Raw genomic sequence first — 11,324 nt, 5'->3', positions numbered from 1 at the left:
AAAGAAATCCTTATTACATTTTGTTTATTCCTGTTAAAAAATCCATCATGTACTGACGATAAATTATCATTAAAACCAATTGCACCCAACTGGTTTATCCTTATTATCTAAAATTGTTTTCTGGCTTTATTCATAGCTACTTTCAAGTCAAACGCAATAAACACCATACAAGCAAGAATTGGTTTGCCTTATTTCATTTATGGCAAGCCAATGTTCATGCAATCCGCAAAAGAAAGAACCAGTCTCTTCCCAAAAAACCTTTAATTCACTTTAGTCAAAAGCTGTTTTGATTTCATTGATTGAAACTCCGAACAGTTCTTGAACAATGGGATGTAAACTAGCCTCATCACCCTCAATATGAAAAGTAATCTGAACATGTGTGCCACTTTCCCGGGTTTTAAGGCTTTGCCATCATCAATTGGTATGGCACTTGGTGTATGTTCATTGATATCTATTTCATTTTCAATAGACCAAGCGTATTTACCTTTTTCTCATTTCCAACACTGAAATCTTAGTTCTAAAGGCCGGTTGGCCCTCCTATATATGATTCCTTCCAAGTAATCTTGGGCGCTTCCCAATCGGGAATACCTATACTTGCCTTTTGTGCATTGTAATCAACATGAAAAGGTTTTTCCTCTGCTAAGGGCACCTCTTCGTTAATCATCAACGGACGAGCTTCATCCCAGAATTCTTCGTAAGCATTCTTCATCGATTCAACAAGTTCAGGATGTTCTGCTGTTACATTCGTATGCTGCTCCGGATCATTTTCCATATCATAAAGCACCCCATGAACAAGTCGAAAGCGCTGGTTGCGAACGGAATATTCCCCCCACTTAAACTCATCGGGGTTAGCCTCGTGCTTCCAACGTGTTACATGCTGAAAAAGAAAACGATCTTCCCATTTCGGGTTTTTCCCTAAAACTAAAGGCTTTAAACTTCTACCTTCAAACGCATGTGTATCTGGCAACTTAGCCCCCGCAAAATCGGCCAATGTTGGCAAAATATCCAAGTAGCTAGCTACCGTACTTACTGTATGGCCTTCTTTTATCACCCCGTCCCATTGAACAAAGAATGGAACACGAACACCACCTTCGTTTACGGTACCTTTTAAACCTTTCATTCCCGCATTGTACGACATCATCGGTTCTCCATCTTCATTGGTGCCAAGTTGCACCTGAGGACGTCCTGCAAAACCTCTTAATCCACAACCAATTCGAGTCATACCGTTGTCAGATGTGAAGATAATGATGGTGTTTTCCATCAGTCCCCAATCCTCTAACTGGTCAAACAGCTGTCCCATACAGTCGTCGATATGTTCTACCATTCCATAAAAACCAGCTACTTTGCTATCAAAGCCTAAATCTTCAAAATGTTTCTGGTATTTAGGCGGCGCCACAAATGGACTGTGTGGGGCATTGGTTGATAAATATGCAAAAAACGGCTTGTTGGAATCCTTTACCGATTGAATCCAGCCCAGAGTTGACTTGAACAGAACATCGGTACAATAGCCTTTGGTCTTTACAAACGTACCATTATGCTTAAATACCGGGTCAAAGTAGGTGTTGCCGGGAACATCCGCACAAGATCCTGCATAGGTTTGTCCAATGCCGCCAGCTCCATGAATAAACGTTTCATCAAATCCACGGTTTTCGGGCTGGTATGGATCTTCATCCCCTAAATGCCATTTTCCAAAATACCCGGATGTATAACCAGCTGGTTTTAAAACTTCCGACAGGGTTGTCGCCTCTAAATTAAGTCGCTCTCTTTCGAATATGGTATGGGTAACGCCATTTTTAATGGAATGAACCCCCGACATAATACCGGCTCGACTTGGTGCACAGGTAGAACCCATCATAAAGCGGTCAAAACGAACAGACTGATCGTACATTTTATCCAATTCCGGTGTTTTAATCCAAGGATGTCCATGTGCCCCCACAACCGGATACCCTTGATCGTCTGTCATGATAAAAATGATGTTAGGGCTTTTTTCTTGAGCACAAGAGGTTAGTATCCAACAGCAAATAATAAATTGTACAGCTTTTTTAATGTGTTCCATCCAAATCTACCTTTTTAGTCCCTTTCAACGCCTTACTCGCATCCGATTGTATGGCATTGGGAGCATGTTGCTCACTATTTGTTGCTATTTCAAAAGACCAGGCATAGTCACTTTTTCCCAAGTCTGCCGGAGGGATTATTTCCAAGCCCTCAGGCGTCATGCTCCATGTAACATCAGCCTGGGATCCCAGAAGTTTAACCGACTTCACCTCATTCTCTGCCCATCCTTTGGTAGCTTCAACAACTATGGGATTCACTGGTTTTTCCAATGCAATTGCAAAGAGCTTTGTTCCCTTGGTAGTAAAAGCAAGATGTCCCTTTTCCTGATGATTTTCTTTCCAGTAACGCGTTCCATAAATAGCAGCTCCATTTATAGTCAGCCAATTCCCCATTTTATTTAATAAGGTTACTTGTTCCTCTGGAATGGTGCCATCGGCTTTAGGTCCAATGTTTACCAAAAAGTTTCCATTTCTTGAAATTACTTCTACCATTTCATCAATAATAGCATTGGCAGATTTGTATTTATCATTTTCTAAATACCCAAACGATGTTCCAAACGTAGTACAACTCTGCCATTTAGGACCAATAACCTTCAACATTAAATTGTCTTTTTCCAAACAACCAATACCATCTGGCCAGTTTCTGTTTTTTCCTTTGTTATTTACATAAACCTCTTGATTGTTTTGAGCGCCATTGTTCATGAAATCCGTAATCATCAATCTACATTGGTCGTAGTAGTATTGAATTTCTGGCTTAAAAACTTTGGGTTCAACTTGTGTATTATTTCCATCTCTAGTAAAAATAGGAATGTCATCAATCCATAAAAAATCAGGTTGATATTTCTCTTGAATTTCTTTCCATCGTGCTACATATTCATCAACAGCTTCTTTACTAAACCCAAAAGGTCCGTACAACGACTCTGCTTCAGGATTTCTTTTGATTTCTTCTAAAATATCATCTTGGGCTTTGGCATGTACTTTATATTGTTGCTTGGTAAAAAAACTGGTATGACGTTCTCTATGATACGATGGAGCATATTTTAATCCTTGCTCCCTAACCGCTTTTCCTAAATCTCCTACCAAATCCCGTTTAGGTCCTTTATCCATAGCATTCCAAGGGGTCAAATCAGAATCCCAATTGGCCCACCCATCGTGATGTTCGGCAGTTAACACTACATACTTTGCCCCTACTTTAGCAAACAATTCTGCCCATTCCTCTGGATTCCATTTTTCTGCTTTAAACTCTGGAATGATGTCTTTATAACCAAATTCTGGTGGTGCCGCTCCCCAACGTTCTCTTAAAAAAGGATAATAATAAGTGGAATCTTTATATATCATTTTTGGAACGTGTTCTGCATATCCTTTACCCCCTTTACGGTGACCAATAACGCTGTAAGGCCCCCAATGGATAAAGATGCCTACTTTACCATCGTTAAACCAATCGGGTACCGGCATTTTTTGAAGGGATTCCCAGCTACCATCATACGGCAATTGTGCTATCTCTTTTTTCTTTGATTGTGAATTACAAGACAGCAACGTCAAAACGGTTGATGCAATTATAATTGAATTTTTTAAGTTCATATTCATTTATAATTTAATTTATTTAAAAGCAGTTTTTATTTCATTGATTGTAACTCCAAACAGTTCTTGAACAATAGGATTTAAACTAGCCTCATCACCTTCTATATGATAAGTGGTTTGAATATGTGTGCCACTTTCCCCGGATTTCAATGCCAATGCGGGAGAAGAAGTTTCCAACTCATAAAAAGGTCCTAACGGCTTAGCTCCAGGCTCTGGAGCACCATCATTATAAGCATTAATGACATCACCACTAAAAGGTTCCTCTTGAATTTCCCACATAGAGTTTACGTAATCCGTTACATTTTCAGGTTTGTTGTATTTGACGATGGTTAAAATTCCACTTGCTGAATCGTAAGACCCCGCAATATCTTTTGCGCGCAAAGGAGTCAACCCAATTTTACTCCGGTATTCCCCATCACCTTTAAAGAAAATAGCGTTCTCTTTCACGACCAATCGATCCGAAGGCACTTTCCCGAAATACGTATCATTGACCACTTGTCCCAACTCGGTTGTATCCCCTTGGACATAGGGAATTAAAATAGTGGTATGGGGCGAATGATTGAACATACCCAACATCCAAATTGACAGTAACCCTGTTTCTTTTTTCCAATCCGATTGCCCAATGTTGGTCAGTGTATTGGTCGTTTGGTAAGCTACCGTTTTTAAATTCCCTGAAAGCGTTTGTAAACCCAGTTCTTTTTGAATGGCTTCTTTAGAAAGAATCGCAACTTCTCTTTCAATCTCCATATCAAACTGAAAACCAGCGTAATTTTTCAATGATGCCTTTTTTGTAAATGTAGCCGAAGTTGACGAAACATCCTTTACATCAAAAGGTTCCAAATCTATCAGTTTTGGCGTGTACCAATCGTCTAAGGTAAATTCCGCACCCTTTTTAAAAAAGATGGAATATTGCCCACCTTCCGGTCCTAACCAGAATCGTTCTTCACCTCCAAAAACATTGATATGTTCCAAGGTATCTTTTGATTTGAACAACTCACGATTGATCCATCCATAACTTCTACCTTCAGTTCCAAAAGCACTGCTGGTCATTACTCGACCTTGCAAGGCTGCCGAAATAGCCACTTTTGACTGGTTTGATGCGTCGGTAAGTTGGATCAGGTCGATATATTCTTCCATAAAAGCAACTTCATCGGCATAGGTGGCCCTTTTTCCATTCGCTTGGGGGACATGTAGTGCATCCGTTGTACTGGTTTCTTTTTTCATTTCGCTTTTCTTTTTATTATTACAAGAGGTTATCAATGTAAACGATAACATCACCATTCCAATTTTTCGAAGATCCATATAATGCGTATTATCCATGTTCGGTAATTAATTTTTTGGCCTGTACGTATTTAAAGTAGCTTCCATTTCCTTCACGATTTCCGGATACTGATTGTACACATTGGTGGTTTGATATTTATCCTTTTCCAAATCATACAATTGTGCCGGCGGGGCATCTTCCTTTAGTTTTCCGTTCTCCATATCGCTGTTTTTCCCTCCCACAAAAGCTACGGCAGGGGCTCCTCCCCAAGCATGTTGGTGTGGTTTGGAACCTTTAAAGCCACCACTGCCTTGTGCCGGAATGTACATCCACTTTCCTTTTCTTAAAGACAAATGCTTCTGGCTCTTTGGCGCCAATAACAGTTCTTCTCTTATGTTTTCTTTTGGATTGCCCAAAATAGCAGGCAATATATTCATGCCGTCCGAACCGTTATGACTATTGGGGTTTAGTCCTGTAATTGCCATAAAGGTTGCCAACATATCCACATTACAGATCAATTGGTCCGACACACTTCCTGCCTCAATTTTCCCAGGCCATTTGGCGATGAACGGCACACGGTGTCCACCTTCCCAAACGCCAAATTTAAATCCCAATAAATCGCCATTGATCTTATGTCCCGCTTTTACGGCATTACGTCCTCCTAAATTCAACATCGCACCGTTGTCACTCGTAAAAACAATTAACGTGTTATCTGCAACGCCTTGTTTCTCTAACGTAGTTGTTACTTGGCCGACCATCCAATCCAACTCTTGAATAAAATCCCCATAAAGTTCGGCATCACTTTTTCCTTGAAAATTAGTCCCTGGTGTAAAAGGATGATGAATATGTGTAGTAGCAAAGTATAAAAAGAAGGGTTCTTGTTTATTGGCTGTTGTTTTTTCAGTAATCCATTCCACTGCTTTACCAGCCAGTACTTCACCTACCGTATAATCGTTGTATAATTTATGGGCTTCAACAGCTCCTTTAAACATATTTTGTGTTCTTTGTGATGCTTCTGGAGGAATGGGCGTTATTGGTGTAACCTCACGCTCTTTACCTCTTCCTACATATACTAAAGGATCGTTTATATCCGCTCCCACTATACGATCATTCTCGACATATACATAGGGCGGTGCACTATTTACAACAGGTACGCCAAAATAATAATCGAAACCTAAATCATTGGGGCCAGGACGCAAAGGCTCTTTCCATAGATTTTCACCCACGCCAAACCCCAAATGCCATTTTCCCAAGGCTGCCGTGGCATAACCACTGTTCTTAAACACATCGGCAAGGGTCAATTGTTCCGGGTTTATCAATAATTCGGAAGTAACGGGTGCAGGCCCCCAAATGCCTTGCCCTTGGTTTCCTCTTATTGGGTATTGCCCCGTTAATAATGCATAACGAGAAGGTGTACAAACCGCTGAAGCCGAATGCGCATCGGTAAAAATTTTACCTTCACTGGCCAATTTGTCAATATTCGGTGTTTTTACCTTTGTGGCCCCATAAGCCCCTATATCACCATAACCCAAATCGTCCACTAAAATATAAACGACGTTGGGTTTATCCTGAGCCTGGATTTTTAATGTACTGCTTATGAAAAATAAGCAAACGATTAATTTTACTGTTAGGGATACTCCCAGTTTTAATTTCATACTTTTCGATTTAAATTTTCTCTTGAATATTTTCAAACGGAGGTATACGTTGGTCTGTTCCTATGACATCTATATCTCCCAATTCTTTTCTAATCCTTTCTGCTTCTTTTAACAGCTCCTCTACTATTTCTGGGTGGTTATGAGAAATATCGGTTAACTCTCCCATGTCGTGGTCCAAATCAAACAACAATGGGCGACCTAAGGCAATCAATCCTCGGCAAGAAATATTCTTTAAGTTACTTCCATTAAAAGGTTTTTCATTCTTGTTTTTAGACCAAAAGGGTTGGTCGTCCGAAGTTCTAGGCAGATGCAATTTCCATTGTCCTTTTCTAATGGCCTGTAAATTGATTCCATTGTAATAGTACACGAATTTATGCGGAGATACTCCTTTTCCCGTTTTTAAAATGGACGTGATGTTTTTACCATCGATTACCCTGTCTTTCGGAATTTCTGCTCCAGCCAAAGAAGTTAAAGTTGGCAATAAATCCATAGAGGATAAAAAAGTATCATTCACCCCTGTGGCAAATTTACCTTCCCATTTGATGATGGCCGGAATGCGGAAACCACCTTCCATAGTGGTATATTTCCCTCCGTTTAATGGACCTGCAGAACCTCCAAAGTGACAAATAGCGGGCCCGTTATCCGATAGAAAAACAACAATGGTATTTTTATCCAATTTATGCTTGGTAAGTGCTTTAGTTAATTGCCCTACATAGTGATCCAATTCCTGTACATAATCGCCATATAGACTTCCTTTAGACGTTCCTATGAATTCCTTACTTGGTTTAATGGGAGAATGTACCGAATGATAGGCTAGATAGAGAAAAAAGGGATTCTTTTTGTTTTCTTCAATATATTCAATGGCTTTTTGGGTATAATCACCAATTAAGGTTTCAAAAGCGACATTTTCTTTTACAACTTGATTGTCGCTATACACATCATCCAAATCGGGATGACTTGTATGCCAATTGGATTGCAGACCATAGAAGTGTTGAAATCCGTGGTCAATGGGTTGTGCCCCCTTGTTAAAACCTAAATGCCACTTCCCAATGGCCAAGGTAGCATATCCGTGTTGTAGGAGTACATCGGCCATCGTAATTTCATCGGGGTGCAGACCATAATCTTTATGTTTCCCTATTTTGCCTTGAGCCACAGGAAATCCGTTTCGCATGGGATAACGCCCTGTTAACAATGCTGCCCTAGACGGACTACATACCGATGAAGCCACCTGAAAATCTGTAAACCGCAACCCTTCCTTGGCCAGTACATCAATATTAGGTGTCTGTACATCTTGTGCACCATAACAACTTAAATCGCCATAGCCCAAATCATCGGCGAATAGGATGATGATATTGGGTTTATTTTGTGAATTGACAGAAGATACTAAACAAATCAATAGTATTAATAAAGCACTTATACTTCTGAAATTCATTTTCATTATTTTTTGTGTTTTTAATATTAATTCATTTATAAGGCATTAACTTCAGTAAAATAAGCCCCGCCTGATGTTCCATCCTCATAGAAGAAATAAGTCAGTAATTCGGCTTGTCCTTTCTGAAGTTCTATTTCAAAAATGACTCCTTTGCTATCAGGTTCAATGCGTTTTTCCAGAGTTTTCCCGGCGATTTTTATTTTTGCTCTTTTAGCTTTAACAATGGCATGAGCTTCTTTTGGAAGTTGTCTTAAAGTGAATCTATAACGTCCCGATTTTTCAATATTAATCATCCAGGGACCAGTTACACGTGGATATTTTTGGATAGCATTAAAATTCCATGGTGGATTCCCTGATTCCATATACCAATCTTGAGAGCATAAAACCGTTGGGTTTTCCAATGAAGAACCAATATCGATACGTACTGGCTTTAAACGTGGAGATACCGATTCCCAATACGGCATGTAGTATGTTCTTAGGTTCTCAACAACTTTTGGGTATTTTTTGGAAACGTCATTTTTTTGTTCAGGGTCATTCTTAATATTATAAAGCACCTTACCATTCATTAAACGCCAATCACTGGTTAAGACTGCTGAATTTAACCATGGTTCAATAGAATCTTTGGCATATGCCCCTGCGTGATACTGAACAATATAACTATCGCGTACTTTATCGGTCTGCTTTCCTGTTAACAACGGTGCAAATGAAATACCATCGGGCTGGTGTGTATCTGGTACTGTTACCTCACAAAGTTCTGCCAAGGTTGGTAGTACATCTATATGAGCTGCTAAACTATTGATGTCTTTACCTCCTGTAAGCTTACCTTTTGGCCAGTATATAAAAAATGGCACTCTATGACCTCCATCGTATATCGATGATTTTTTTCCTCGCATTCCAGCATTGTATCCTTGTAGGGGTTCCGAATCAAGTCCTTTGAAACTTGCTCCAGCTGAGGTCCCATTGTCTGTCATAAAAACAAGTATCGTATTCTCTGCTATACCAAGTTCCACTAATCGCTTACGTAATATTCCAAGGTTATAATCAAAATTGGCAATCATGCCATAAAAATTAGCCCCGTTCTTCCAAGTTACCGTTTCTTTATAGGGATCACTCCATTTGTCTGCAACACGATAGGGACCATGAGGTGCATTGGTTGCCAAATACAGCATGAAGGGCTTTTCCTTATTTTTTTCAATAAATCGAATAGATTCACTAAACCATACATCGGTACAGTAGCCTTCAAATTTTTCATATTTCCCATTTCGCTCATAAACATCATCAAAATAATCATTACCCCAATAATCGGATGCCTGCCCTACGCCTCCACATTTATGCCAAACTACATCCTGAAATCCACGATCTTGAGGACGATGGGGAGCATTATCCCCTAAATGCCACTTCCCGACCATTCCCGTTACATAACCATTTGAAGCGAATACATTAGCTATGGTCTGTTCATCTGTATGCATCAAAGTTCTCCCACTACTGGTACGGTAGGCTCCTGTTCTTCCCGGATAATGCCCCGTCATCAAAGCGGCTCGCGTAGGTGTGCAAAACGGACTAACATGAAAGTCTGTTAATCGAATAGATTCACTTTGCAAACGATCTAAATTTGGCGTTTCTATAATAGGATTGCCATGACAACTTAAATCGCCATACCCTTGATCATCTGTCATTATTAGGATAACATTCGGCTTTTCTTGGGCTTGTAGTTTAACAATATTCCCAAGGCATAAAAACATAACCATCATGCCTAATTTTAAGGATAATGCCAATCCTCTATTTAATTTCCCAAAAGATTCCATTGTCTCTTTTTTATCGTAATTATTCTTCCCAATTATCTGTACGAAAAGGATAAGCTGGCAACTCATTTTTATTTACTAAGTTAACCGTAGGTTTTCCAGCAAAAGCATAACGGATGTATTTAGGACGTTTTACTTCTGGAGAACTCAAAACAACAGACTCACCATTGATCATGGCTATTGCTTTTACCCATTTTTTTGAATCGTCTGATATCCAAAATCCTGAAGGCGCTTTTCCATTGGTGGTTTTCAATCCTTCTGCATGATTGAAATCCACAATGATTTTATCGTCTAAAACATTCACATTATTACATATTGGCCCCATTGCAATCACATCGAGATCCAATGTATTCTTTGCTGCCAATAAAGCCGCACGCTGTCCTATGGGAAGTTTATCCGTTGGATGGATATTTTGCACATCCCCTAAATCAATCGTGTTGACCACGGATACATCTGGAAGATCAAGAGCCCCCAATTGGGATTCACGCATCCAAGCCCAAGATTCTTCAGTAGGACTTTCAACATCTATGGTTTGGTTATTATGTGTGCCTTTTCCATAGCCCGGTAGCATTATGACCATAAAATGCATTTCATCATCATCCCAACGCTTACGATAAGTCTGTATCCATTTTTTCAATACCTCATCATAATCTTTCATACCACTAACCCTATGGAACCAATTCTTTTCATCAACCTTAGGCAACCCAGCCATGTAACGTGTATTTCTTTCTCCTTGATACCAAACCAATCCCCTACAGGCAAAAGGAATCAATGGATGCATCATGGCATTGTAAAGAATATTGGAATTGCGTCTTAAAAAAATATTTTCTTGGTTTGTCCAGTTGGGTTTTTCCATCAGTCCCCTAATTTTTGCCAATCTTTCTTTATTGGCATCAAACTCCTTCATGATGGTATCAAAAATAGGCAGGTCTTGGGCCATAGATCTAGGCATCCAAGCTTCTATGGACGAACTTCCCCAAGAGGTTTGTATGATTCCCACTGGAACTTGGCTTACATTATTAAGAAAATAAGCAAAAGAAAAGGCTACTGCACTGGGTGGATGCGTTGTTTTCCATTGCCCAACTGCCTCATCTTGTTCTACCAAGCCCACTTTTTCCTCCACTTGAAAAGTTCTAATGTTTTTGGCCAAAGGCACCAACCCCCTTACTTCTACAGACGAAGACACTCCCATTTGCATATTGGATTGCCCGGAACAAATCCATACTTCACCGACCAAAATATCTTTTATGATCACTTCGTTCTCCCCGAAAATGACCATATCCTGCTCCTTAATTGATGCCGCCATGGGATCCAACTTAACCCTCCACTTACCATCGGCACCGGCTCGCGTTGTTTTTGACTGTCCGGCGAACTTCACGGTTATTTCCGCTTTGGGTGCACTATGACCCCAAACGGGCACGACCTTTTCCCGTTGTAATACCATATGATCACCAAAAACACTGGCTACTTTTAGGGATTGTGCATTCGTTTCAACACTGATGATGCTTAAAAGCAAAACAATCATTGTCCTCGCCATAT

General features: G+C 39.9%; 7 protein-coding genes and 1 pseudogene. All 8 read right to left on the bottom strand.

Going from position 1 to position 11,324, the window contains the following annotated elements; genetic code table 11:
* Positions 1-270 precede the first annotated feature (270 nt).
* Positions 271-393 (bottom strand): annotated as a pseudogene (locus PHU20_RS20160) (DUF6786 family protein); the annotation flags it as partial.
* 124 nt (positions 394-517) lie between these two features.
* Positions 518-2,056, bottom strand: a complete 1,539-nt coding sequence (locus tag PHU20_RS12630) for an arylsulfatase (protein ID WP_274825737.1) — start codon at positions 2,054-2,056, stop codon at positions 518-520.
* Positions 2,043-3,641: an alpha-L-fucosidase gene (locus PHU20_RS12625; protein ID WP_274825736.1), complete on the bottom strand. Its 1,599-nt coding sequence runs from the start codon at positions 3,639-3,641 to the stop codon at positions 2,043-2,045. The genes PHU20_RS12630 and PHU20_RS12625 overlap by 14 nt, the downstream gene beginning before the upstream one ends.
* Positions 3,642-3,653: 12 nt before the next feature.
* Positions 3,654-4,859 carry a DUF6786 family protein gene (locus PHU20_RS12620; RefSeq protein WP_274825735.1) on the bottom strand — a complete coding sequence of 402 codons (1,206 nt, stop codon included), beginning with the start codon at positions 4,857-4,859 and terminating at the stop codon, positions 3,654-3,656.
* Between the two features lie 105 nt (positions 4,860-4,964).
* Positions 4,965-6,551, bottom strand: coding sequence for a sulfatase family protein (locus tag PHU20_RS12615; protein ID WP_274825734.1), 1,587 nt, complete (start codon positions 6,549-6,551; stop codon positions 4,965-4,967).
* Positions 6,552-6,561: 10 nt separating this feature from the next.
* Complete coding sequence (locus tag PHU20_RS12610; protein ID WP_274825733.1) at positions 6,562-7,983, bottom strand: sulfatase family protein; 1,422 nt, start codon at positions 7,981-7,983, stop codon at positions 6,562-6,564.
* A gap of 35 nt (positions 7,984-8,018) precedes the next feature.
* On the bottom strand, positions 8,019-9,788 hold the full coding sequence (locus tag PHU20_RS12605; RefSeq protein ID WP_274825732.1) for an arylsulfatase: 1,770 nt from the start codon (positions 9,786-9,788) through the stop codon (positions 8,019-8,021).
* 19 nt (positions 9,789-9,807) lie between these two features.
* Entirely contained in the window at positions 9,808-11,322 is a 1,515-nt protein-coding gene (locus PHU20_RS12600) for a sialate O-acetylesterase (RefSeq protein WP_274825731.1), read from the bottom strand.
* Between the last annotated feature and the right edge of the window lie 2 nt (positions 11,323-11,324).

The sequence above is a fragment of the Maribacter polysaccharolyticus genome, from assembly GCF_028882255.1.
Taxonomy (GTDB): Bacteria; Bacteroidota; Bacteroidia; order Flavobacteriales; family Flavobacteriaceae; genus Maribacter_A; species Maribacter_A polysaccharolyticus.
The sequence above is the reverse complement of the archived record's forward strand: the minus strand, read 5'-3'. Positions and strand labels throughout refer to the sequence as shown.

Bases quoted from the DNA above. Each gene is read 5' to 3' on its own strand.
- PHU20_RS12630 (WP_274825737.1), bottom strand. From the start codon at position 2,056: ATGGAACACATTAAAAAAGCTGTACAATTTATTATTTGCTGTTGGATA.
- PHU20_RS12625 (WP_274825736.1), bottom strand. From the start codon at position 3,641: ATGAATATGAACTTAAAAAATTCAATTATAATTGCATCAACCGTTTTG.
- PHU20_RS12620 (WP_274825735.1), bottom strand. From the start codon at position 4,859: ATGAAAAAAGAAACCAGTACAACGGATGCACTACATGTCCCCCAAGCG.
- PHU20_RS12615 (WP_274825734.1), bottom strand. From the start codon at position 6,551: ATGAAATTAAAACTGGGAGTATCCCTAACAGTAAAATTAATCGTTTGC.
- PHU20_RS12610 (WP_274825733.1), bottom strand. From the start codon at position 7,983: ATGAATTTCAGAAGTATAAGTGCTTTATTAATACTATTGATTTGTTTA.
- PHU20_RS12605 (WP_274825732.1), bottom strand. From the start codon at position 9,788: ATGGAATCTTTTGGGAAATTAAATAGAGGATTGGCATTATCCTTAAAA.
- PHU20_RS12600 (WP_274825731.1), bottom strand. From the start codon at position 11,322: ATGGCGAGGACAATGATTGTTTTGCTTTTAAGCATCATCAGTGTTGAA.